Genomic DNA, 22382 nt, shown 5'->3' with positions numbered 1-22382 from the left:
CAAGACCTTGACCTGGGAAAATCATTCTCGGCCAGCTGTGGAGGAGAAAATAGTTGGAGGAAGATTTGGTAGGCGAGGCGTTGTCCCCCGTCGCGGCCCTGCGTCGGATCGCGTTCCTGCTCGAGCGCGGTCGCGAGGACACCTACAAGGTGAAGGCCTTCCGCGCCGCCGCGGCAGCGATCCTTCCCCTCTCCGACGACGACATCCGCCGCCGGGCGGACGAAGGCACCCTGACCGAGCTGAGCGGGGTCGGCGCGAGCACCGCAAAGGTCATCGCCGAGGCGGCGCGCGGCGAGGTTCCGCAGCGGCTGCGGGACACCGAGCGGGCGCACGGCGGGTCGCTGACCGCCGATGGCGCCGGGGACGGGCTGCGGAGCCGGATCCGGGGCGACCTGCACAGTCACTCCGACTGGTCCGACGGTGGGTCGCCGATCGAGGAGATGGCCTTCACCGCGATCGAGCTCGGTCATGACTACCTCGTGCTCACCGACCACAGCCCGCGTCTGACCATCGCGAACGGACTCAGCGTCGCCCGCCTGGAGCGCCAGCTCGGCGTGGTCGACGCCGTCAACGACCATCTCGCCGGACACGGGTTCACCCTGCTGAAGGGGATCGAGGTCGACATCCTCGACGACGGCAGTCTCGACCAGACCGACGAGATGCTCGACAAGCTCGAGCTACGGGTCGCGAGCGTCCACTCCAAGCTCAAGATGGAGAAGGAGCAGATGACCAGGCGCATGGTCACGGCGGTTTCCACGACCCGGATGAACGTGCTCGGCCACTGCACCGGCCGACTGGTCACCGGAAACCGCGGCGTCCGGCCGGGCAGCCAGTTCGACGCGCGCAAGGTCTTCGAGGCGTGCGCCGAGCACCAGGTCGCGGTCGAGATCAACTCGCGGCCCGAGCGGAGAGACCCGCCGACCAAGCTCCTCGAGCTCGCTCGCGACATCGGCTGCCTCTTCTCGATCGACTCGGACGCGCATGCTCCGGGTCAGCTCGACTTCCTCGTCCTGGGATGCGAACGAGCCGAAGCGGCGGGCATCGAAGAGGAACGGATCGTCAACACCTGGCCGCGGGACCGCCTGCTGGCCTGGGCGAACAGGTAGTTTTTTGTCCTATGGACGGCCCGGAGATCGAGGTGCGACGCAGCAAGCGGCGTCGGCGTACGGTCTCTGCCTACCGTGACGGCGACCGCATCATCGTGATGATCCCGGCCGCGATGTCGCAGCGGGAGGAGTCCGAGTGGGTCGAGCAGATGGTCGCCCGGCTGGAGAAGGCCGAGCGGCGCCGCAAGCCCAGCGACGACGACCTGATGCGGCGCTCCGTCGCCCTGAGCGACCAGTACTTCGGCGGTCTGGCCAAGCCCGACTCCGTGCGCTGGGTCGACAACCAGAACAGCCGCTGGGGCTCCTGCACCCCGGGTGACCGCTCGATCCGGCTCAGTGACCGGCTGCGCGGCATGCCGAACTGGGTCATCGACTACGTGCTCGTCCATGAGCTCGCCCACCTCTTCGAGGCCAAGCACAACGACGCATTCTGGGCCTGGGTCGACCGCTACCCCCAGGCCGAGCGCGCCAAGGGCTACCTGGCCGGCTGGTCCGCCGCCGCCAGGCTCCCCGCCCCTCCGGGTGAGGACGACGACGACGTCGAAGAGATCGACTGATCGACGGCGTAGGTGAGCGCGACCGTGCCGAGCCTCGTCGAGGCGATGTCCTCGAGCCGCAGCGAGCACGGCGACGGCAGGTCGCCGAAGAGTCGCTTGCCGGTGCCGAGCAGCAACGGATGCAGGAACAGCTGCAGCTCGTCGACGAGCCCGGCACTCATCAGCTGACGGACGAGGTCACCGCTCCCGAGCGCCACGATGGTGCCCTTCCCCTCGGCCTTGAGGCCGGCGACCGCCTCGATGACGTCTCCCTGGAGCGCGCTGGCACCCCTCCAGGACAGGTCGTCGAGCGTGCGGGTCGCGACGTGCTTCGGGGCTGAGTTGAGGCTCGCCGCCATGGGGTTCGTATCGGGCTGGGTCGGCCAGAACTCGGCCATCTTCTGGTAGGTCCGCCGTCCCATGACGTACGCCGAGGTCTGCGCACCGACGTCGGGGGAGAGGACCTCCCCGAGCGCAGCGCTGTACGGCGCGCCCCACCCGCCGTGCTCGAATCCACCCTCTCGGTCCTCGTCCGGGGAGCCCAGCCCCTGCATCACGCCGTCGACGCTCAAGAACTCCACGATCGCAAGTTTTCGCATGCCTACAGCCTGCGCCTTTCTCGAATCGTCTGGCTTGAACGAAATCGACCGGCGATCATCGGTATGTGACCGGCGTGACCCGCGAGATCGTGCGTCTGCCCACCCACCCTGGTCTGCGGGGTCTGGTGGCGGGCGTCGTCGGCTTCCGTGAACAGTCGGCCACGCCGCTCGAACGGCGCCAGTCCGCGGGGACCCTGCTTCCGTTGGTCCTTTCCTTCGGGGACCCGTTCGAGATCGTCGACGTCGCCGCGGGGGAAGGCGTCGGGACGTACGAGTCGTTCCTGTCCGGGTTCATGCGCGGGCCGGTCTCGACCCGGTCCGGCCGTAGCCATGCGTGCGTGCAGGTCTATCTGACGCCGCTCGGCATCTCCCAGCTGCTCGGTGTCCCGGGTCGTGAGGTGGCCGGGAGGGTGATCGCGGTCGAGGACCTGATGCCCCAGCTCGGGCCGTCCTTCTCGGAACAGCTCGCAGAGGCCGGGACCTGGCGACCGAGGTTCGACCTGGTGCAGTCCGCTCTGCTGGCGCGGGCCGGTGGTCCGGCCGACCCGCTGGTGGCCTGGCTGTGGGATCGGATCACCGAGTCCGGAGGTCAGGTCCGCATCCGGGACCTCGTGGCCGAGACCGGATGGAGCCATCGATACGTCACGACCTGTTTCCAGCGCGCGGTCGGGCTCACTCCGAAGGCAGCTGCCGGTGTCGTACGTTTCGAGCGCGCCGCCTCCGACATCTCGACAAGCTCGATACATCGCCTCGGCGCGTTGACCGTCGCCGAGGTCGCCGCCCGTCACGGCTATGCCGACCAGAGCCACCTGACCCGCGACGTCGTCAGATACGCAGGTGAACCGCCCGCCGCGCTCGCCGTCAGCCGTCGGCCGACCGCCCACACCGCGCTCGGCACGGACCCATGAGGACGCGTCTCACGGTTTAGAGACGAGCCTGGGCGAGCTTGACCAGCTCGAGGAGGTCTTCCTCGGGGTCGGGGATGGCGTCGACCGGCCACCAACGCACGTCCAGCGACTCCTCGCTCACCTCCGGAACCGCACCGGCGGGAGCGAGGGCCACGAAGCGTACGTCGAGATGGTGGACGTCACCGGACGGCGCGCAGAAGGGGACCGGGTGCTCGGAGAGCTGGACGATGCCGGGCATCGGCTCCAGGTCGGGCACGCCCGACTCCTCGCGAAGCTCGCGGGCGGCCGCGGCCCACAGCGTCGGGTCCCCCTGCTCGAGGTGGCCACCGAACTGGAACCAGCGCCGGGCCTTGCGGTGGTGGGTGAGCAGGACCTGCGAGCCGTCCTCGGAGACCACCAGGCACGAAGCCGTCAGATGGTCGGGGACGGACGGCTTGAAGACACCTTCAGGGTTCGCCTCGAGGTGAGCGACATAGCGCTGCCGCAGAGCCTCCTGCGAGTCGGACGGCGCTTCCCACGCTCGCAGCATCGCGAGCGCGCTCACTCCTTCGAGTCCCCGCTGGTGTCGCTGCCTCCGTCGCCGTCGCCACCGAGCAGCTTCTTGAGCTCCTCGTCGAAGTCGATCGACTCGACGTCGGGAGCCTCGGCGCCCTCGCGGAAGCCGAGCGGGTCGTCCAGGTCGGCCGAGGTGGGCAGCAGCGCCGGGGACATCCAGACGCCGTCGCGGGCCTCGATGCCCTGCCGGGTGCGCAGCGAGCCCCACAGCGCGGCCGCGTCCCGCAGTCGACGCGGTCGCAGCTCCAGGCCGACCAGGGTCGCGAAGGTCTGCTCGGCCGGACCGCCGGCAGCCCGGCGGCGGCGTACGGCCTCCTGCAGCTGTGTGGCAACCGGCATCTTGTCGGCGGTGGCCAGGGCGACGACCTCGTCGACCCAGCCCTCGACGAGCGCCAGCACGATCTCGAGCCGCTCCAGCGCAGCCTTCTGCACCGGCGAGTCGGGCACCTCGAACATGCCCTCCTCGAACATGTTCTGCAGCTGCGTGGGGTCCTGCATCGCGGAGAGGTCGAGGCCGCGCATCTGCTCCTCGATCCGCTGCTGCATGGCCTCCATGTTGAGCTCTACGCCCTGCGCGTAGTCGGTGACGGCGGAGACGACATGGTCGCGCAGCCACGGCACCCCCGCGAAGAGCCGCTGATGGGCCGCCTCGCGCAGCGCCAGGTAGAGCAGCACGTCGTCGGTGCTGACGCCCAGGCCCTCGGCGAAGGGCTCGACGTTGACCGGCAGCAGCGCGGCCTGGCCGAGCTCGGCGAGCGGGATGCCGATGTCGGAGACCGAGATGACCTCGCCGGCGAGATGGCCGAGGCCGGTGCCGGCCTGGTTCGCGTACAACGCGCCCATCGCCTTGCCGACGAACCCGATCATCGGGCCCATCTGGGCCTTCATCTCCTCGGGGAGCTGACCGCTCATCGCGCTCGCCGTGGACGCCGCGACCGGCTCGATCAGCGGCTTCCACGCGTCCAGCGTGTTGACCAGCCACTCCGCTTTCGACCAGGCGGTGGCGGACTTCACGCCGGTGGGGAAGGAGGTGGTCTCCTCCAACCAGTGGTCGGCCAGCTGGATCGCGTCGGCGACCGCGTCCTTCTGTCGCTGAGAAGGCGTCGGGTCGGGTGTGGATGCGGCGACCTTGCGGGCAAGGTCCATCGCGACGTCCCAGTTCAGCGGGCCGTCATAGGGCTGTAGCAGCGACTGGATCTGACCGAAGATCTGGCTCAGGTCCGGCATGCCGCCGGGGCCGCCACCGACGCCGCCGATGGGGAAACCACCGAAGAAAGCTTCGAAGGGCGTGCCCTTGAACGGGTTCTCCGGCTCCTCCGGCTCGTCGGGGCCACCTGGGGTCTGACTCATGTCTCCAGCCTACGCGGTTACGGAAGCCCACTGTCTGCAAGGACTAGCATGTATCTCATGGCTGAACGTAAGAAGGGTGCCGTGAAGCTCCTCGACATCCGGGAGACCCCGCTCGACGTCACCGAGGTGATGGACGCTCTCGACGACGACGCTTCCGGCGGGGTGACCCTCTTCGTCGGCCGCGTACGTGACCACGACGGTGGCAAGGGCGTGACCGGCCTCGACTATCAGGCCCACCCGACCGCCCTCGCGCGCTTGACGGAGGTCGCCGAGAAGGTGGCCGCCGACCACGGCGTCGCGGGCGTCGCCGCCGTTCACCGCACCGGTCACCTCGACATCGGTGACATCGCGGTCATCGTCGCCACCGCCTCCGGCCACCGCGGCGAGGCCTTCGCCGCGTCTCGCGACCTCATCGACACCCTCAAGGCCGAGGTCCCGATCTGGAAGCACCAGGCCTTCACCGACGGCACGGACGAGTGGGTCGGCGCGCCCTGACGCGCCCTGTTGGCGACACCAATACGATTGCTGATCGTGGACATTCTGCTCTGGCTCGTACCCTCCGCGGTCATCACCGTGCTGGCGATGGCCTGGGTTGCTTTCCTGGGGCGTGAGGGGCGCGAGGAGGACCGGGAAGAGGTCGTCCGCCGCCTCGGCATCGCGCTGGAGAAGACCAAGACCCGCGAGCGCTCGAAGAAGTACGCAGCCCCCCAGCCGCCGCCCGACAGGTCGACCGGGCTCGCGGTGCGTGTCAACCGCGATGCCTCCTAGGCTTTGGGGGCTGAACGTAGTGGCCCCGAGCTCGTCGAGACCCACCCTCGGTCACCTGTTTGTCTCGAATGAGAAGGTGACGCTATGACGCAGCGCACCCTGGCGGGTCTCATCGCCCTGCCGCTCGTCGTCGCCCTGATCGTGATCGCGTGGGTGGTTCCGCTGCCTTACACGATCTACAGCCCTGGGCCGACGGTGAATGTCCTGGGCGAGTTCGACGGCAAGGACATCGTCCAGGTCGAGGGTCACAAGGCCTACGACGACGAGGGACAGCTGCGGATGACCACGGTCTCCGAGACCACCCGCGAGGCCAGGCTCGGACTGTGGACTCTGCTGGGTGCGTGGATGAGCAACACCGAGGCGGTCTACCCGCGCGAGGTCGCATACCCGGACCAGGGCACTGTCGAGGACGACCGTGAGGCCGGGCAGGTGCAGATGGCCAGCGCTCAGGACGCGGCGATCGCGGCGGCGCTGACCAAGCTCGGTGAGGACGTCGACGAGGTCTCGGTCGCCGAGGTGGCCAAGGACGCGCCGGCAGCCGGCAAGCTGAAGGCCGACGACGTGGTGACCAAGGTCGGCGACAAGCCGGTCGACACCCCGCAAGAGGTCGTCACCGAGGTGCAGAAGGTCGAGCCCGGGGACACGGTCGTGATGACCGTCGAGCGCGACGGCAAGAAGCGCACTGAGACCATCACGACCGGTGAGAAGGACGGCAAGGCCTACATCGGCGTCTCGCTGGGGGCGACCTACGAGTTCCCTTACGACATCAAGATCACCCTCGACCCGGCCATCGGCGGGCCGAGCGCGGGGCTGATGATGGCGCTCTCCGTCTACGACACCCTCACCGAGGATCCGCTGACCGACGAGCGGAAGATCGCCGGCACCGGCACCATCGACGGTGACGGCAACGTCGGTCCGATCGGCGGGATCCAACAGAAGATCCCGGGAGCGGCCGAGGACGGAGCGGAGCTCTTCCTGGTGCCCGCCGGCAACTGCCAAGACGTCGAGGGCGCCGCGAACGGTGACATGCGCCTGACCCGTGTGGAGACTCTCGATGACGCCATCGAGGCAATCGAAACCTGGACCGAGGACCCCAATGCCAAGCTGCCGACCTGTGGGAGCACGAAGTGAACGACACCCCTGAGCCCACGCCTGAGCTCAGCCGCGGACTCGATCTGGAGACCGACCCCGCGCTGGCCACGGCCGTCCTCGAGATCGAGGCCCACGTCGCCGGGGAGGGGTGGGACGGACCGGCGAGGCTCTTCGCGCTCGTCGACACCGCCGCGCTGGTCGAGGCCGAGCCCGCGCTCGCCACGATGATGGGCCTGGACGCTCCCGACCAGGACGGGTCGCTGACCCCGATCGAGCAGGATCAGATCCCGGTGACGACGCAGTTGGAGGAGGTCCTCCAGACGACCGCCTGGCCGCAAGGCGTCACCGGCTGCGCCGCGGTCGTCGAGCGTCTGGTGCTGCCGCCCGACGCAGACGGGAAGATCCCTGAGGACGCCGAGGCGGCCGCCGAGTTCGCCAAGGCACACCCCGACCGGCAAGAGGTACGCATCGTGGCCGGCGCGACACGTGCCGGTGCCACGTACTGTGCGCTGAGGTTGAAGGCGCACGACGACGACCAGTCGGTCATCGGCGGCGTCGACCTGGTCCCGGAGCTGCTCGAACTGCTGCGTGTCACTCTTGAGGAGATCCCGGACAGCGAGGGCGACCAATGAGCTTGTTTGACGACGACGACCCGGCGCAGGCGCCGGCGCGCACCCAGAGCACCGGTCGCAACCGCTGGCTGGCGATCTCGGCCGTATCGGTCATCGTGCTCTTCTTCAGCATCAGCGCCTTCGCGGCGATCTACACCGACGCGCTGTGGTACGACGCGATCGACTTCAGCAGCGTCTTCGGCACGGTCTTCTGGACGCGGGCGGCGCTCTTCGTCATCTTCGGTGTGCTGATGGCGATCTTGATCGGGTTGCCCGCGGCGCTCGCCTACCGCACCCGCCCCTACTTCCACCCGGCAGACGACATCGGCGGCCTGGATCGCTACCGCGACGCGATCGCCCCGATCCGCACGTGGCTGCTGATCGGCATCGCCGGCGTCTCGGGGATCTTCGCCGGGTTCTCCGGCTCGGGCCAGTGGCGCGCCTACCTGATGTGGCGCCACGGGCGCGACTTCGACAAGAAGGACCCGTTCTTCAGCAAGGACGTCGGCTTCTACATCTTCGATCTGCCGTGGTTGCACTACCTGGTCAACTTCGCCCTGACCGGGCTGATCCTCGGCACCATCGACGCGATGGTCGTCCACTACGTCTACGGCGGGATCCGGCTCACCGCGCAGCGCGACCGGTTCACCCGCTCGGCCCAGGTCCAGCTCAGTGCCATGTTCGGCCTGATTCTGCTGGTCAAGGGGCTCGACTACTGGGTCGACCGTTACGACCTCGTCAACGGTTCGGGCCCTCGCCTGGACGGGATGACCTACACCGACGAGAACGCGGTGCTCCCGGCCAACCAGATCCTGCTCGCGATCGCGGTGATCTGCGGGCTCCTCTTCATCCTGAACATGTGGCGACGCAACTGGCAGCTGCCCTCGATCGCGATCTCGCTGTTCGTCATCTCGGTGCTGCTGATCGGCATGATCTGGCCCGCGGTCGTGCAGGGCTTCCAGGTCCGGCCGAGCGAGCAGGACAAGGAGAAGCCCTACCTGGCGGCCAACATCAAGGCCACCCAGGAGGCCTACGGCATCGCCGAGGACGACCTCGAGATCACCAAGTACGGCTCGCAGGCCGAGGCCGACGGCGCCTCGCCCGAAAAGCTCGACGAGACCGCCTCCTCGCTGCCGATCGTCGATTCCACGGTCGTCCACCGCGAGTTCGAGCAGGTCCAGCAGGGCCGCTCCTACTACTCGGTGCACGAGCCGCTCGACATCTCGACCTACGAGATCGGCGGCAAGGAGCGGGCGGTCGTGCTCGGCGTACGCGAGCTCAACCAGGCCGGCATCTCCGACTCCGATCGCACCTGGACCAACCTGCACACGGTCTACACCCACTCCAACGGCGTGATCGCCTCCTACGCCAACATGCGCGGCGCCGACGACGAGACCGAGTCGAACCAGATGCAGTGGGCCGAGGGTGACCGCACCGGCCAGCACGACCTGACCTCGGGCCAGAGCGATTTCCAGGACAAGGTCTACTTCGGCGAGGACTCGCCGGAGTACTCGATCGTCGGGAAGGCAGGCAAGGGCAACCCGGTCGAGCTCGACTACAACTCCGAGGACGGAGAGACCCGGACGACGTACGAAGGTTCCGGCGGGGTCCCGATCGGGTCCAACTTCCGCCAGCTGATGTACGCCATCCAGTTCGGCTCCACGAACTTCCTGCTCTCCTCGCGGGTCAACGAGAACTCCGAGATCCTCTACGACCGCACCCCGAAGGAGCGGGTGCAGAAGGTCGCCCCGTGGCTGACGCTCGACGACGACGTCTACCCGGTGGTCGTGGGCGGGCGGATCCAGTGGGTGGTCGACGGCTACACCACCACCGACCGCTACCCGCAGTCCGCGAGCGACTCGTTCGCCTCGATGACCGACGACGCCACTCAGAGCTCGGCCGGGGTGCAGACGCTGCCGACCGACGAGATCAACTACATGCGCAACGCGGTGAAGGCGACCGTGGACGCCTACGACGGCACGGTCACCCTCTACGAGTGGGACGAGGCGGACCCGATCCTGCAGACGTGGGAGGCGGCCTTCCCCGGCACGGTGATGCCGAAGTCGTCGATCCCGAAGGAGCTGTTGGAGCACCTTCGCTACCCCGAAGACCTCTACAAGGTGCAGCGCTACCAGCTGGCGCGCTACCACGTCTCCGACCCGGACGTCTTCTTCTCCGGCAACGAGCGCTGGGCCGTACCCGAGGACCCGAACGACGACAACCACCAGCAGACGCCTTACCGGATGTTCCTCGACGACGGCTCGGGGACGGCTCGCTGGTCGCTCACCTCGGCCTTCGTGCCCTACAACCGCCCCAACCTGGCGGCGATGATGTCGGTCGACTCGGACGCCACCTCGAAGAACTACGGGAGGATCCGGATCACCACCGGCTTCCCCGAGGACACCCAGGGTCCTGGCATGGTCTCCAACGAGTTCCGTACGGACAAGGCGATCGCCGACGAGGTCGCCTCGTTCAACCGCTCCGGCTCGGCACCGGTCTGGGGCCAGGTGATCACCTATCCGACGGCGAAGGACGGCATCCTGTACGTCGAGCCGATCTACGCCCGCCGGGCGACCGCCTCCACCTCCGGCTATGCCCAGCTCGCCTTCGTGCTGGTCTCCTACGACGGCCGGGTCGGCTACGGCTCGACGTTGAACGAGGCTCTGGAGGTCGCGCTGACCGGCGCCGCACCGACGCCGCCGTCGACCTCGGATCCCGAAGACGAAGAACCGGCTGAGACGGAGCCACCCTCGTCTGGCGACTCGCCGGGCGAGGTCGGCCAGCTTCTCGAGGATGCGCGCACCCTGTTCTCCGAGGCGGACCAGGCCGGCAAGTCCGGCGACTACGCCGAGCGCGAGCGGCTCATCGCCGAGGCGCAGGACAAGGTCGACCAGGCCGCCGATCTGATCTCCGGGGGCTGAGGACATCTCCGATTAGGGTTCGTTTCCCCTCGCGTGTAATGTTCTTCTTGCGACGCGGGGTGGAGCAGCTCGGTAGCTCGCTGGGCTCATAACCCAGAGGTCACAGGTTCAAATCCTGTCCCCGCTACTCCAAGACGAAGGCCCGGACCGAGAGGTCCGGGCCTTCGTGATTTCGAGCCTGACTTGCGGTTTCGTGTGTAGTTGAACCTTGTTCAGTGCTTCATGAGTCCGGTTGTGAATTTCTCCGTTCTCCTCTGGATTCGGCACTGAGGCGTCCGGCATTCGTCGGCCCGACGACGTCGAGGCAGCACTGGAGGCCTGCCGGTGCCTCGAGCCGTACGCCGAGGACCCACAGGCCTATCCCCGCGCGACGCGGCTCGTTCCCAACACCTGCGAGCCGGAGGTGGTGTCGCTCCTCAGGGACGTGCTGGAGAAGCGGGCCACAGCGGGCCGGACGGACGGCGACGCGGACGAGGCATTCGCCGCCGAACAGAACGCCCGCGCGGTCGTCAGCGCGGAGGCCTACTACCGCGCGATGGTGCGCGGTGGCCCCGAGTCCTGGAACGTCCGCGACATCCACATGGCCGACACTCTCGACCGGCTGGTCCCGACACCACGAGAAGCGCTGCGGAGACAAACCGGTCGAGGCTGCGGTCAAGGCCGTGGTCTGGGAGCACAACACCCACATCGGCGACGCGCGCTTCACCGCCATGTCCGACGCCGGCATGGTCAACGTCGGCCAGCTCGTGCGCCAACGGTACGGCGAGCCCGACACCGTGCTGGTGGGATTCGCCAGCCATCACGGCAGCGTCGTCGACGAGACGACCGCGTTGAACCCGCTCCGGCCCCTGGCGTCCGGAGAGGGTGAGCTCGAGGTGTGGCCATTCGGTGCCTAGCTGACCGGTACCTGGCTGATCCATCGAAAGGAGGATCGGATGTTCAAGGACAGGAGGGATGCAGGACAACGTCTCGCTCAGCGCCTCGAGCGGGAGCAGCTGGAGCGCCCGGTAGTGCTGGCCCTGCCGTGGGGAGGGATTCTGGTGGGTGACGCGGTCGCGACGGCTCTGGACGCACCGTTCGAGCCGTTCGTGGCCCGCAAGCTCGGGCAGACCACCGACGAGGAGATCCTGGACAGGTACGCCGACGTGCTGCCCGACGCCCCGACCCACGAGGAGACGCCGTGATGGGGCTCAACGTCGCGCAGAAGCTGATCTCCACGCACCTCGAGTCCGGTGAGATGCGACCCGGCACCGAGATCGGGCTGCGCATCGACCAGACCCTCACCCAGGACGCCACTGGCACCATGGTGATGCTGGAGCTCGAGGCGCTGGACCTGCAGCGGGGCGCAGACCGAGGTGTCGGTGCAGTACGTCGACCACAACCTGCTGCAGGCCGACGAGCTGAACGCCGAGGACCACGCGTTTCTGCACTCGGCGTGCCGAAGGTTCGGGCTGTGGTACTCCAAGCCCGGCAACGGCGTCTCCCACCCCGTGCACATGCAGCGCTTCGGGATCCCGGGCAAGACGATGGTCGGCTCGGACAGCCACACGCCCGCGGCAGGCTCACTGGGCATGCTGGCGATCGGCGTCGGCGGGATCGAGGTCGCCCCGGGTCGGTCTGCTTGCCTTTGACGATGGCGGCGGCGATGGCGAAGTCGCGCAGCCCCGGGTTGGCCGAGGAGCCGATCACCACCTGCTCGACCCTCTCCCCCGCGACCTCGCCCACCGGCACCACGTCACCTGGAGAGCCGGGTCGGGCGATCAACGGTTCCAGCGTGGACAGGTCGATCGACTCGGTGACGTCGTACGCCCCGTCGTCGTCGGCGGCGATGGCGGTGAAGTCGTCCTCGCGCATCTCCGCTGCGAGGAAGGCGCGCACCCGGTCGTCGGCGGGAAAGACGCTCGTGGTCGCCCCGAGCTCGGCGCCCATGTTGGCGATCACGTGCGGTCCATCGCAGTCAAGGCGGACAGGCCCGGTCCGTGGTACTCGACGATCCGGTTCACGCCGCCCTTGACGCCGTGCCGCCGCAGCATCTCCAGGATGACGTCCTTGGCGCTGACCCACGGCGGCAGCTCACCGGTCAGCTCGACGCCCCAGATCTCCGGCATCGTGAGGTAGACCGGCTCACCTGCGATCGCCCGGGGGCGTCTTTCGACGTCAACCCGACCTCGCGGCAGGGACTGCAGGACCTGATGCGGATGGGCAGCGCCTTCGACCGGATCGCGGCCGGCGCCCGGCTGCACCAGTCGGGGTGCCTGGGCTGCATCGGCATGGGCCAGGCGCTGTCGCGACGTGGCAACAGCTTGCGCACCATGCCGCGCAACTTCCCGGGTCGCTCGGGCACCTCCGACGACTCGGTCTTCCTCTGCTCGCCCGAGACCGCGGCCGCATCGGCGCTGACCGGCACGATCACGGACCCTCGAACGCTGCCGGACCTCCTGGGTCTCGACTACCCGACCGTGGAGCTGCCGACGGTGTCCGCGGTGAACACCGAGAAGCTCGAGCCGCCGCCTGCGCCGGACGAGGCGGTGCAGGCGGAGCTGGTCAAGGGCCCGAACATCGCCAGCCTCCCGGACCTCGAACCGCTGCCGGATCGCCTCGAGCTCCCGGTGCTGCTGACGGTCGGTGACGATCTCTCCACCGACGAGATCCTCCCGGCCGGCGCCCGGGTGCTGCCCTATCGCAGCAACATCCCCAAGCTAGGAACGACCGGTCGCCGTCCTCAGATTGCGACGAATCCACGACTCGAAGGTCTGCCCGTCCAGCAGCGTGGCCTTCGGATGAGCCCACGGACGCTCGACGTCGACGCTGCGCGCGAGCCGTTCGTAGCGGGCCAGGCCCTGGGGCGAGGTCGGCCAGGACGATCGGGTTGAGCTTGGGCGTCGCGCCCTTCTGCGGACCGAGCCGGGACTGCTTGCCGCCGAGGTCGACGAGCAGCTCGCCGGCGTCGTTCCAGGTCGGGAACGTCTCCAGACCCAGCTCGTCGACGAGCCGGTACATCTCGGTGTGACCCTCGCCGATCCAGGTCCCATCGAGCTCGATCGGATGCCCTTCGAGGACTGCCCCCTCGGTGCGGCCGCCGACCCGGTCCCTGGCCCCAGCACCACCACGGACCTGCCGGCACCGGTGAGCCTGTCGGCCGCGCTCAGGCCGGCCGGACCGGCTCCCACCACGACCACGTCGACATCGGGCATCGCGGGAACCTCCGTTCGCGTCGTACGGCTGAAGTCACGGTACGACGTTCTTGGCGCGGCTGCGGCCGGATCGTTGTGCCTGACGGTCTTTGCCGACATTTGGTGACAGGGTTTGGCCATGAGCGAGGACGCGGTCGAAGAGGAGACGACGAGGCTGAGGGCCCTCGGCGTGCGGGTTCGGCAGGGGACTCGGGACCTGCTCCCGACCACGTCGGTGACGGTGCACGGTGGAGAGGTCGCGGTGGCTGTCGGTCCGCCCGGGGGCGGTCACACGTCGTTGGCGCTGGCGCTGGCGGGGCGGCTCCCGCTGGACGCGGGCAGGGTGGAGGTGGCCGGCGACGCGTCGCCCCGGGTCCTGCAGGCTGCGGTGGCGCTGGTCGATGTGCCGGGGGTCTCCGAGCCGGACGAGGTGGTGCCGTTCCGCACGATCCTCGGCGAGGAGCTCGCCATGGCGAAGCACAAGCCGAGCGCCGAGGTCATCGATCGCTGGCTGGGGGACTTCGACCTCGCGCCGGGCATCACCACGGAGGACGTCCCGTCGGCGCCGCGTCTGGAGATCCTGGGACGGATGGCGCTGCTTCGGCCAGGGACCCGCTACCTCGTCCTCACCTACCCTGAGCGGCTCGGGCTGCCGGTCGCACAGTGGCTGGACATAGCCAGGGACCTAGCCGGTTCTGAGAGCCGGCCCGGTGTCCTCGTCACCGCGAGTCGTGCGGTCGTCATCCCGGCCGGAGTCCGGACGTTCACCATCGGCCCGACGGAGGAAGCATGAACTCGCTGCGTATCGCTCTGACCGAGCTGCGCCGGATCACGGCCGGCCGTCTGGCCAAGCTCGTCATCGTCGCGCTCGTCCTCGTTCCCACGCTCTACGCCGGGCTCTACCTCTACGCCAATCACGATCCGTACGCGAACTTCGATGAGCTACCGGCGGCACTCGTCGTGGAGGACACCGGGGCCACCACGACCGACGGCACGAAGATCGACGCCGGGCGCGAGGTCGCCGACAAGCTCCTGGAATCGGGTGACTTCGACTGGTCGGAGACCTCCGCGGCCGAGGCGGAGGAAGACGTTCGCGAGGGCGACTACTATTTCGCGCTGCGGATCCCGGAAGGGTTCTCCCGGACGCTGACCGGCGCGGAGCGGCTCGACCCGAAGCAGGCTCAGATCCAGGTCATCACCAACGACGCCAACTCCTACCTGTCCACCACGATCGCGACCAACGTCACCGACAAGGTCCGCGACGCCATCGCCAGCGAGGTCTCCGAGCAGGCCGCGGCCAGCTTCCTGCTCGGCATCTCCGACCTCCGCTCGGGCCTGACGAAGGCCGCCGACGGTGCCGCGAAGCTGGAGAAGGGCGCGGGCACGCTCCGCGACGGCGCCGGGAAGCTGGCCACCGGAGCGGGCGACCTCGAGGACGGCCTGAACACGATCGAGGGCAAGGTCGCCGATCTGCCCGCCAAGACACGCGAGCTGGCCACCGGCGCCCGAACGGTCGCCGACGCCAACGGCGAGATCGCTGCCACCGGTCAGCGGGCGGCGACCGCCGTCGACGATGCCGTCGCGGCGTACGAGTCGAATCGGGACGCACTCGATGCCCGGCTCGAGGCGCAGGGGCTGGACGAGCAGCAGCGAGCCGAGGTGCTTGCCATCTACGACCGCGGATCCGCCCCGCTCGACCGGGTCGACCAGCGGGTCGGCGACGTCTCCGGCCGGCTCGACCAGCTCGCCTCCGGCGCGGACCAGGTCGCCGACGGCAACGAGCAGCTCGCCGACGCAATGCCCGATCTCGTCGCCGGGGTCTCCTCGGCCGCCGACGGGGCCGGCGAGCTCAGCACCGGAGCGACCAAGTTGCGTGACGGTGCCGCCCAGCTCGCCACCGGCGCCGGCGACCTGAAGAAGGGGCTGCGGGACGGCGCCGCGCAGGCACCCGCCACCAACGAGGAGCTGCGCGACCGGATCGCCTCGACGATCGCGGACCCGGTCGCCATCGACTCCGTCTCCGAGGCGAAAGCGTCCTCCTACGGTGCTGGGCTGGCACCGTTCTTCCTCGCCTTGGGCGCCTGGATCGGCGGGTACGTCCTCTTCCTGCTCGTCCGGCCGATCTCGACCCGCGCACTGGCCGCCAACCAGACCCCGCTGAGAGTGGCGCTGGGAGGCTGGCTCACCCCGGCCCTCATCGGCGCCGCGCAGATGGTCGTCGTGCTCGTGGTCGTCGGTCTCGCCGTCGACATCACCCCGGTGAACTGGCTGGGCACGTTCGGCTTCCTGCTGCTCACCTCCACGACCTTCATCGCGATCGTGCACATGCTCAACGCGCTCCTCGGCGCACCGGGGCAGTTCCTCGGCCTGGTCCTGATGGTCGTCCAGCTCGTCACCGCCGGCGGCACTTTCCCGTGGCAGACGATCCCCGAGCCGCTGCACTGGCTCCACCACGTACTGCCGATGAGCTATGCCGTCGACGGGCTGCGGCAGCTGATGTACGGCGGGCTGTCGGGACGGGTCCTCACAGATGTCCTCGTCCTGGCCGCCTTCCTCGTCGGCGCACTGCTGCTGACCAGCTACGGCGCCCGCCGGCAGCGCGTCTGGACGCCCAAGCGAGTGCGACCGGAGATCGCCCTGTGATGGCCTCGAGATGGCCGATCATCTAGGTGATGTCGCGACGTATCGAGACGCGAGTGCCGACGACGGCGAAGAGCAGGCCGTACGCGGCGAGCACCAGCCCGCCCAGCCAGGGGTCGAGGTAGTCCTGGGTGCTGAGCGAGACCTGCGTGAGGGCTGCCGAGGCGGACCCGGGCAGGTACGCAGTCCATCCGGAGATGGCCGGAACGGCGGTCAGCATGGGCTCGGCGACGAAGCGGTAGACGAGGAGTCCGACGACGGTGGCGACCTGGTTGCGCAGCAGGGCGCCCAGGCCGACACCGACGACGGCGAAGATCGTCACGTCGGCGACGACCCCGGCGTATGTGCCGGGAAGCCCGTTGCCGAGGACCGCCATGTCGATGTCCTTGGCAGCCAACCAGGGCCATGCGATGGCGGCGACCACCAGAAGACATGCGACCGCATACCCCACGCCCACGGCGGCGTAGGTCGCGAGCTTGGCCGCGACCACCTTCCCGCGGTGTGGCGTGGTGAGGAACGTGGCGGTTGCGGTGCGGTGGCGGAACTCCCCGGTGATGCCGATAGCTGCCAAGACGGCGACGAGGGTGTTGGCTCCGCCCGAGGCAACTGCGAAGAGGGTCTGCTGGCCGAAGGCCGTGCTCAGCGGCGCGGTCAAGGTGTCGGGGTCGTCGCTGAAGCCGATCAACAGCGTCACGTAGAGAGCAGTCAGTGCCATCGCGGCCAGGAGAAACCACAACCACAGCCGGGTGGAGCGAAGCTTGTGGACCTCGGCGGCCATCAGGGATCTCATCGTCGGGCCTCCTGGCCGGTGGTGAGCTCGAAGAAGGCGGTCTCGAGATCGCCGTGCGTGCCGGCGAGCTCTGCCAGGGTTGCTTGTTGCACCACACGGCCTCGATGGAGGATGACCACTCGGTCGACCAGTTGCTGCATCTCGGTCAGCACGTGGCTGGAGACGAGCACGGTCCTCCCGGTGGCGGCGTACTCCCTCAGGAAACTGCGCAACCAGACGATGCCTTCAGGGTCGAGCCCGTTGGCCGGCTCGTCGAGGATCAGGACCGCAGGGTCACCGAGAAGCGCGGTGGCCAAGGCGAGGCGTTGCCGCATACCCAAGGAGTAGGCGCCGACTCTCCGATTCCTGGCTTTGCTGAGGCCGACCGCCTCGATCGCCGCCGCGGCGCGTGAGGCCGGCAGGGCGGCGGCACTCGTGTAGATCCGGAGATGGTCGAGGCCGGTGCGAGAGGGGTGGAATCCGGTGGACTCCAGGGCGGCGCCGACGACCTCGAGAGGCGCCGGGAGGTCTCGGTACTCGACCCCGCCGATGGTCGCCCAGCCGCGGTCAGCACGTACCAGGCCGAGCAACATCCGGAGTGTGGTGGTCTTGCCTGCGCCGTTGGGCCCGAGGAATCCTGTGACCGAGCCGGGTTCAACGGTGAAGCTCACGTCATCGACGGCCGCGATGCCGGCGAAGTGCTTGGTCAACCCGTTGGCCTCGATGCGTGCAACCGGCTCACGCGTCATCGAGCCAATGCCTTTGTATACTCTCATGTAAACAAAGATAGATGTATACTTCAAAGTACACAAGTGAAGGAGGGGTGCATGCCCGACGTTTCGTCCAAGCAGCGGCTGCCGCGTGCCGAACGCCGTGCCCAGATCCTGGCGGCTGCCACGCGTGCGTTCGCGCGGCACGGGTTCGCCGACACCGGTCTCGATGACATAGCCAAGGAAGCCGGGATCACCCGGGTCGTGCTCTATCGGCACTTCGACTCCAAGGCGGAGCTCTATCGGACGATCCTCGATCGGGCGTGTGAGCGGCTCGCCGAGCGTGTGGGCACCGACGACTTCGAGGACGATGCGATCCCCGCGCTCCTTGGTGCTGCCGCCGAAGACCCTGATGCGTTCCGTCTGCTCTTCCGCTTTGCCAACCGTGAGCGTGAGTTCAGGGACCTGACCGACGCCCTCTCGACTGCCGCGACGACCGTGGCGCGTACGAACCTCGCCAAGCAGATTCCTTCGGGGCCGTGGCTGGACTGGGCAGCCCAGCTGATTCCGGCCGTGACCACCGACGCGGTCATCGCCTGGCTGGACAACGGCCAGCCCGACCCGGACGCCGCCGCCGGACGAATCCGTGCTGCGATCCACGGGATCAGCGCGGCGGCTGCCGGTGTTCAGGACGGCGACGTGCCGCGTTGAGGGCTCCGACGGGGGCGTCATTCCAATATTCCTTGGAATGACATAGGATCCAGTCATGGGCATCTCCGTCATCCCGATGGTCGACGAAGGTCTGGGCAACTCCGCCTACCTGGTGGACCTGTCCGACGGGCGGGCGCTTGTGGTGGATCCGAGCCGCGACCTGCGCGCGATTCGAGCCGAAGCGGACCGCCGTGGCCTGCGGATCGCCTTCGCCGCCGATACCCATCTACACGCCGACTTCCTCAGCGGGGCGGTCCAGCTGGCGGTCGACGCAGGGGCGAGCATCCTTGCGTCGCGGGCCGGGGGCCGGGAATTCCCGCACCGGGGCCTCTCCGACGGCGACGACGTCGACCTCGGCGGACTGAGGTTGCGGACACTGGCCACCCCGGGCCACACCCATGAGCACATCGCCTTCGAGCTGCTCGATGACCAGCGGGTCCTCGGCGTGTTCACCGGTGGCTCCCTGATCGTGGGCTCAGCGGCACGCACTGACCTCGTATCGCCGGACCGGACCGAGGAGCTCGCCCGTGCTCAATACAGGTCGCTTCGGCGGCTGGCCGAGCTCGACGACGACGTCGCGGTGTGGCCCACCCACGGCGCCGGCTCGTTCTGCTCGGCACCTCCGGGCGCGGAGCGGACCTCGACCATCGGCGCCGAGCGGGTCACCAACTCCCTGTTTCGTGCGGAGTCCGAGGATGCCTTCGTCCAACAGCTGCTCGACTCCCTCGGCAGCTTCCCGCCGTACTTCCTGACCCTCGGCGAGATCAACCGTCGCGGACCGGGACTCGTCAAGGGCGACTCGCTGCCCGGCTTGTCGGCCGGCGCGGTTGCCCGGCTGCGCGAGGCCGGCGCCGAGATCGTCGATGTCCGCTCGGTCCAGGACTTCGCCGCAGCCCATCTGCCGGGTTCGGTGTCGATCCCGCTGCGACCGGTGTTCGCGACCTGGCTCGGATGGCTCCTGCCTGGCGCCAAGCCACTGGTCATCGTCCGCGACGCCGACCAGGACCCCGCCGAGATCCTCTGGCAGGCCCGCAAGATCGGCCATGACCATGTGATCGGCGAACTCGAGGGTGGCATTCGGTCCTGGATGCAAGCCGGTCATCCAACCGGTTCCATCCCACTCGTCACCGCCCCGGACATCGGCAGTGCCAGTGTGCTCGACATCCGGCAGACCAGCGAGTTCACTGCCGGCCACCTCCCCGGTGCTGCTCACGTCGAGCTCGGCGACCTACCGGACAAGACAGCGAGCGGCTCCCATGGCGGCCCGACCGTCGTCATGTGCGGCCACGGCGAACGCGCCATGGGCGCCGCCAGTCTTCTGGCCCGGGCGGGCCGGCAGGATGTCGCCGTTCTCGTCGGCGGTCCCGACGACTGGGCCGCCGCCACCGGTCGCCGCCTCGAAGCGGGATCGTGACCCCCGTCGACGCCCAGGACGACCGCACGCGGCCTCGCCTCGGGCTGCGGGCCAATGCTGCCCAGTTCACGCTCCTGGTCGCGATCAACGCCCTGGTCGGCGGCATGGTCGGCCAACAGCAGACCGTGTTGCCCTTGCTCGCCGAACGCGAGTTCGGGCTGACCGGCTACACCTTCATCTTCACCTACGTGATCGCCTTCGGGATCGCCAAGGCCGGCGCGAACTACTTCGCGGGCACATGGTCGGACCGGTACGGCCGCAAGCCGGTGCTGATCGCCGGATGGCTGGTCGCGATTCCGGTGCCCCTGATGTTGATCTGGGCGCCTAGCTGGGGTTGGGTCGTCGCCGCCAACGTGCTGCTCGGCATCAACCAGGGCCTGACGTGGTCGACCACGGTGATCATGAAGATCGACCTCGTCGGCCCCAGGCAACGAGGCCTCGCGATGGGGCTCAACGAGGCCGCTGGCTACGGGGCAGTGGCCTTGACGTCCCTGGCCGCCGGCTACCTGGCGGCCCACTACGGTCTGCGCCCGGTGCCGTTCCTGCTCGGCCTGTCCTACACCGCACTGGCGCTCGGGCTCTCGACCCTCGCCGTCAAGGAGACCCGAGGCCACGCCCGTGCGGAAGCCGTCGGTCATGTTCCGCGAGCCGACGGGCTGCACGACCACCTCCACGGCGACCTCAACAACCGCGAGGTCTTCGTGCAGACCAGCTTCCGCGAGAGGGCGCTGTCCTCGGCGAGCCAGGCGGGACTGGTCAACAACCTCAACTTCGGACTCTCCTGGGGACTCTTTCCGCTTCTCTTCGCCACGGCAGGACTGCCCGTGGCTCAGATCGGGGTGCTGTTCGCGCTCTATCCGGCGGTCTGGGGCATCGGTCAGCTGCTCACCGGTGCCTTGTCGGACCGGTGGGGTCGTAAACGCCTGATCAGCGTCGGCATGGTCGTCCAGGCGAGCGCCCTCGCGGTGATCGCCGCCACCGACACGTTCGCTTGGTGGGCAGCAGGCACGATGCTGCTCGGCGCCGGCACCGCGATGGTCTACCCGACGCTCCTCGCCGCGATCGGGGACGTCGCACACCCGATCTGGCGCGGGCGAGCCGTGGGCATCTACCGGGTCTGGCGCGACCTCGGCTACGCCGTCGGCGCACTGATGGGCGGCGTGGTCGCCGACTTGTGGAGCCTGCGTGCTGCCGTCTGGACAGCAGCCGCCATCAGCGCGGTCTCCGCACTCGTCGTGGCGGTCCGGATGTACGAGACCCACCACCGCAGCGGCCGAGCCCCCGGCTCCGGCGTCGATGACAGTGAAGGATCCTCCCATGGGTGACCGCACCACCAAGAACGCCTTGTTCACCGAGTTCGCCGCCGTCGGCAAGGCCCTGGCCAGCCCCGGACGCCTCGAGCTCCTCGACCTGCTCGCCCAAGGGCCCCGCAGCGTCGAGGACCTTGCCGACGCCGCCGACCTCGCCGTCAGCACCTGCTCGGCCCATCTGCAGACCCTTCGGGAAGCGGGGCTCGTCGAGACCCGCCGCGACGGCAGACGGATCTACTACTCCCTCGTCGCTGACGACGTCGCGAGCCTGTGGGACAACCTCAGACGCGTCGCCCTGCGGCACCGTCCCCACACCGAGCGCGCCCGCGCCGCGTACCTGGGGCCGGAGGACACCGAAGCCGTCACCACCGAGACGCTCCTCGCCCGCATCGCTGAGGGAGAGGTCGCCGTCCTCGACGTCAGGCCCGAGCCCGAGTACGCCGGCGGCCATCTCCCGGGCGCGCTCCACATCCCGGTGGAGGAGCTCGCGGCCCGCCTTGGCGAACTTCCGGACGACCGCGAGATCGTCGCCTATTGCCGCGGCCGATACTGCGTGCTCGCGCACGATGCCGCACGCCTGCTCAACCGGCGCGGCTATCGGGCCAGCCGCGCCATCGACGGAGCACTGGAATGGCGCATCGCAGGTCTCCTGAAGCGCGACGGAGCGGCCTGAGGGGGTCTAGCCTGTGAAGATGAGGTCGCCGCGCGAGCACGCCGAGGAGTCTGAGCGGCACCCGCAGCTGCCGCCCGGGTCGGAGGAACGCGTCGCCGGCTACGGCGTGATGGGCCAGACCTTCGAGTCCGGACATGTGCTCGAACAGATCCTCGGCCGCGAGATCGACCTCGTCGACTACGGCGGTCTGAAGCCGCGGCTTGATGACGACATCAGGCGTGATGCGGTGCTGCTCTGATGGACCTCAAGGGCGCCAAGGGGCTGCTGCGCATTCAGGCTTGGCTGGTGCGGACCGACGAGATCGTGCGTCGAGGCAAGGATGCATACCTCGCCGACGCGCTTCTTCAGGAAGCTGGAGACTCGCTCATGATGAAGCTCGGCGAGGCTGCGAACCGGCTCTCCCGGCTGGGTGTCTTGGCGCCCGACGGCGTGGAGTGGCGCTCGCCGTTGCGAACCGCAACTTCATCATCCACCAGTACGACGAGATCAACCGTGAGCTCACCTGGTTGACGCTCGCGACCGACCTGCCGGCGTGG

The 22382-nt window shown here is 68.7% G+C and carries 25 protein-coding genes, 1 tRNA gene and 4 pseudogenes; 22 read left to right on the top strand and 8 right to left on the bottom strand.

Annotation, left to right across the window (positions count from 1 at the left end):
• The first annotated feature begins 53 nt into the window (after positions 1–53).
• Together ABZZ22_RS08175 and ABZZ22_RS08170 are read left to right on the top strand one after the other, a co-directional pair.
• Entirely contained in the window at positions 54–1106 is a 1053-nt protein-coding gene (locus ABZZ22_RS08175; RefSeq protein WP_354929060.1) for a PHP domain-containing protein, read from the top strand.
• An 11-nt stretch (positions 1107–1117) separates the two neighbouring features.
• Positions 1118–1663 (top strand): M48 family metallopeptidase, encoded by a 546-nt coding sequence (locus ABZZ22_RS08170; protein WP_354929057.1) that lies wholly within the window; start codon positions 1118–1120, stop codon positions 1661–1663.
• Here ABZZ22_RS08170 and ABZZ22_RS08165 read toward each other — a convergent pair.
• On the bottom strand, positions 1582–2241 hold the full coding sequence (locus ABZZ22_RS08165) for a dihydrofolate reductase family protein (protein WP_354929054.1): 660 nt from the start codon (positions 2239–2241) through the stop codon (positions 1582–1584). The genes ABZZ22_RS08170 and ABZZ22_RS08165 overlap by 82 nt on opposite strands.
• Positions 2242–2306: 65 nt before the next feature.
• Between ABZZ22_RS08165 and ABZZ22_RS08160 the strand changes: the two genes are divergently transcribed.
• Positions 2307–3149, top strand: a complete 843-nt coding sequence (locus tag ABZZ22_RS08160; protein ID WP_354929051.1) for an AraC family transcriptional regulator — start codon at positions 2307–2309, stop codon at positions 3147–3149.
• A 16-nt stretch (positions 3150–3165) separates the two neighbouring features.
• Here ABZZ22_RS08160 and ABZZ22_RS08155 read toward each other — a convergent pair whose 3' ends face one another.
• Positions 3166–3693 carry an NUDIX hydrolase gene (locus tag ABZZ22_RS08155; protein WP_354929048.1) on the bottom strand — a complete coding sequence of 176 codons (528 nt, stop codon included), beginning with the start codon at positions 3691–3693 and terminating at the stop codon, positions 3166–3168.
• Positions 3690–5054 (bottom strand): zinc-dependent metalloprotease, encoded by a 1365-nt coding sequence (locus tag ABZZ22_RS08150; RefSeq protein WP_354929045.1) that lies wholly within the window; start codon positions 5052–5054, stop codon positions 3690–3692. The genes ABZZ22_RS08155 and ABZZ22_RS08150 overlap by 4 nt, the downstream gene beginning before the upstream one ends.
• 57 nt (positions 5055–5111) lie before the next feature.
• On the opposite strand from ABZZ22_RS08150, the gene ABZZ22_RS08145 reads away from it, so the two are divergent.
• The 10 genes and pseudogenes from ABZZ22_RS08145 (at position 5112) to ABZZ22_RS08100 (ending at position 12077) form a co-directional block, all read left to right on the top strand.
• The gene (locus ABZZ22_RS08145; RefSeq protein ID WP_354929042.1) at positions 5112–5549 is read left to right on the top strand and encodes a molybdenum cofactor biosynthesis protein MoaE; all 438 of its coding nucleotides are present in this window, start codon (positions 5112–5114) and stop codon (positions 5547–5549) included.
• 36 nt (positions 5550–5585) lie between these two features.
• Positions 5586–5822, top strand: coding sequence for a hypothetical protein (locus ABZZ22_RS08140; RefSeq protein WP_179659494.1), 237 nt, complete (start codon positions 5586–5588; stop codon positions 5820–5822).
• Between the two features lie 84 nt (positions 5823–5906).
• Positions 5907–6953 (top strand): PDZ domain-containing protein, encoded by a 1047-nt coding sequence (locus ABZZ22_RS08135; protein WP_354929039.1) that lies wholly within the window; start codon positions 5907–5909, stop codon positions 6951–6953.
• Positions 6950–7546 (top strand): PPA1309 family protein, encoded by a 597-nt coding sequence (locus ABZZ22_RS08130; RefSeq protein ID WP_354929036.1) that lies wholly within the window; start codon positions 6950–6952, stop codon positions 7544–7546. Before ABZZ22_RS08135 ends, ABZZ22_RS08130 begins: the two co-directional genes overlap by 4 nt.
• Complete coding sequence (locus ABZZ22_RS08125; RefSeq protein ID WP_354929033.1) at positions 7543–10446, top strand: UPF0182 family protein; 2904 nt, start codon at positions 7543–7545, stop codon at positions 10444–10446. The genes ABZZ22_RS08130 and ABZZ22_RS08125 overlap by 4 nt, the downstream gene beginning before the upstream one ends.
• A gap of 53 nt (positions 10447–10499) precedes the next feature.
• A tRNA-Met gene (locus ABZZ22_RS08120) sits at positions 10500–10573 on the top strand.
• Between the two features lie 111 nt (positions 10574–10684).
• Positions 10685–11041, top strand: a pseudogene (locus ABZZ22_RS08115) (erythromycin esterase family protein); the annotation flags it as partial.
• Between the two features lie 67 nt (positions 11042–11108).
• Positions 11109–11342, top strand: a complete 234-nt coding sequence (locus tag ABZZ22_RS08110; RefSeq protein WP_354929030.1) for an erythromycin esterase family protein — start codon at positions 11109–11111, stop codon at positions 11340–11342.
• A 39-nt stretch (positions 11343–11381) separates the two neighbouring features.
• Positions 11382–11630, top strand: coding sequence for a hypothetical protein (locus tag ABZZ22_RS08105; RefSeq protein WP_354929027.1), 249 nt, complete (start codon positions 11382–11384; stop codon positions 11628–11630).
• Positions 11631–11807: 177 nt separating this feature from the next.
• The gene (locus ABZZ22_RS08100; RefSeq protein ID WP_354929024.1) at positions 11808–12077 is read left to right on the top strand and encodes an aconitase family protein; all 270 of its coding nucleotides are present in this window, start codon (positions 11808–11810) and stop codon (positions 12075–12077) included.
• A 145-nt stretch (positions 12078–12222) separates the two neighbouring features.
• Here ABZZ22_RS08100 and ABZZ22_RS08095 read toward each other — a convergent pair.
• A pseudogene (locus ABZZ22_RS08095) lies at positions 12223–12554 on the bottom strand (aconitase family protein); the annotation flags it as partial.
• Here ABZZ22_RS08095 and ABZZ22_RS08090 point away from each other — a divergent pair.
• Positions 12465–13319 carry an aconitase family protein gene (locus tag ABZZ22_RS08090; RefSeq protein WP_354929195.1) on the top strand — a complete coding sequence of 285 codons (855 nt, stop codon included), beginning with the start codon at positions 12465–12467 and terminating at the stop codon, positions 13317–13319. The pseudogene ABZZ22_RS08095 and the gene ABZZ22_RS08090 overlap by 90 nt on opposite strands.
• Before the next feature lie 19 nt (positions 13320–13338).
• Here the strand turns inward: ABZZ22_RS08090 and ABZZ22_RS08085 are convergent.
• A pseudogene (locus ABZZ22_RS08085) lies at positions 13339–13488 on the bottom strand (oxidoreductase); the annotation flags it as partial.
• Positions 13489–13517: 29 nt separating this feature from the next.
• A pseudogene (locus ABZZ22_RS08080) lies at positions 13518–13640 on the bottom strand (FAD-dependent monooxygenase); the annotation flags it as partial.
• Between the two features lie 118 nt (positions 13641–13758).
• Between ABZZ22_RS08080 and ABZZ22_RS08075 the strand changes: the two are divergent.
• A complete protein-coding gene (locus ABZZ22_RS08075) occupies positions 13759–14412 on the top strand; it encodes a hypothetical protein (protein ID WP_354929021.1) in 654 nt (217 codons plus the stop codon).
• Positions 14409–16262, top strand: coding sequence for a YhgE/Pip domain-containing protein (locus tag ABZZ22_RS08070; protein WP_354929018.1), 1854 nt, complete (start codon positions 14409–14411; stop codon positions 16260–16262). Before ABZZ22_RS08075 ends, ABZZ22_RS08070 begins: the two co-directional genes overlap by 4 nt.
• Before the next feature lie 22 nt (positions 16263–16284).
• Here ABZZ22_RS08070 and ABZZ22_RS08065 read toward each other — a convergent pair whose 3' ends face one another.
• The gene (locus tag ABZZ22_RS08065; RefSeq protein ID WP_354929015.1) at positions 16285–17049 is read right to left on the bottom strand and encodes a hypothetical protein; all 765 of its coding nucleotides are present in this window, start codon (positions 17047–17049) and stop codon (positions 16285–16287) included.
• The gene (locus tag ABZZ22_RS08060; protein WP_354929012.1) at positions 17046–17804 is read right to left on the bottom strand and encodes an ATP-binding cassette domain-containing protein; all 759 of its coding nucleotides are present in this window, start codon (positions 17802–17804) and stop codon (positions 17046–17048) included. The genes ABZZ22_RS08065 and ABZZ22_RS08060 overlap by 4 nt, the downstream gene beginning before the upstream one ends.
• 51 nt (positions 17805–17855) lie before the next feature.
• On the opposite strand from ABZZ22_RS08060, the gene ABZZ22_RS08055 reads away from it, so the two are divergent.
• From ABZZ22_RS08055 to ABZZ22_RS08030, 6 genes are read left to right on the top strand one after another with little or no spacing between them, the layout of a single operon-like run.
• Positions 17856–18449 (top strand): helix-turn-helix domain-containing protein, encoded by a 594-nt coding sequence (locus tag ABZZ22_RS08055; protein WP_354929008.1) that lies wholly within the window; start codon positions 17856–17858, stop codon positions 18447–18449.
• Between the two features lie 55 nt (positions 18450–18504).
• Positions 18505–19863, top strand: a complete 1359-nt coding sequence (locus tag ABZZ22_RS08050) for an MBL fold metallo-hydrolase (RefSeq protein ID WP_354929005.1) — start codon at positions 18505–18507, stop codon at positions 19861–19863.
• A complete protein-coding gene (locus tag ABZZ22_RS08045; RefSeq protein WP_354929002.1) occupies positions 19860–21188 on the top strand; it encodes an MFS transporter in 1329 nt (442 codons plus the stop codon). Before ABZZ22_RS08050 ends, ABZZ22_RS08045 begins: the two co-directional genes overlap by 4 nt.
• The gene (locus tag ABZZ22_RS08040; RefSeq protein WP_354928999.1) at positions 21181–21846 is read left to right on the top strand and encodes a metalloregulator ArsR/SmtB family transcription factor; all 666 of its coding nucleotides are present in this window, start codon (positions 21181–21183) and stop codon (positions 21844–21846) included. The genes ABZZ22_RS08045 and ABZZ22_RS08040 overlap by 8 nt, the downstream gene beginning before the upstream one ends.
• A gap of 19 nt (positions 21847–21865) precedes the next feature.
• Positions 21866–22084: a hypothetical protein gene (locus ABZZ22_RS08035; protein WP_354928996.1), complete on the top strand. Its 219-nt coding sequence runs from the start codon at positions 21866–21868 to the stop codon at positions 22082–22084.
• A complete protein-coding gene (locus ABZZ22_RS08030) occupies positions 22084–22356 on the top strand; it encodes a hypothetical protein (RefSeq protein WP_354928993.1) in 273 nt (90 codons plus the stop codon). Before ABZZ22_RS08035 ends, ABZZ22_RS08030 begins: the two co-directional genes overlap by 1 nt.
• The last annotated feature ends 26 nt before the right edge of the window (positions 22357–22382 follow it).

The sequence above is a fragment of the Nocardioides sp. NPDC006273 genome (genome assembly GCF_040613495.1).
Classification (GTDB): Bacteria; Actinomycetota; Actinomycetes; order Propionibacteriales; family Nocardioidaceae; genus Nocardioides.
The sequence above is the reverse complement of the archived record's forward strand: the minus strand, read 5'-3'. Positions and strand labels throughout refer to the sequence as shown.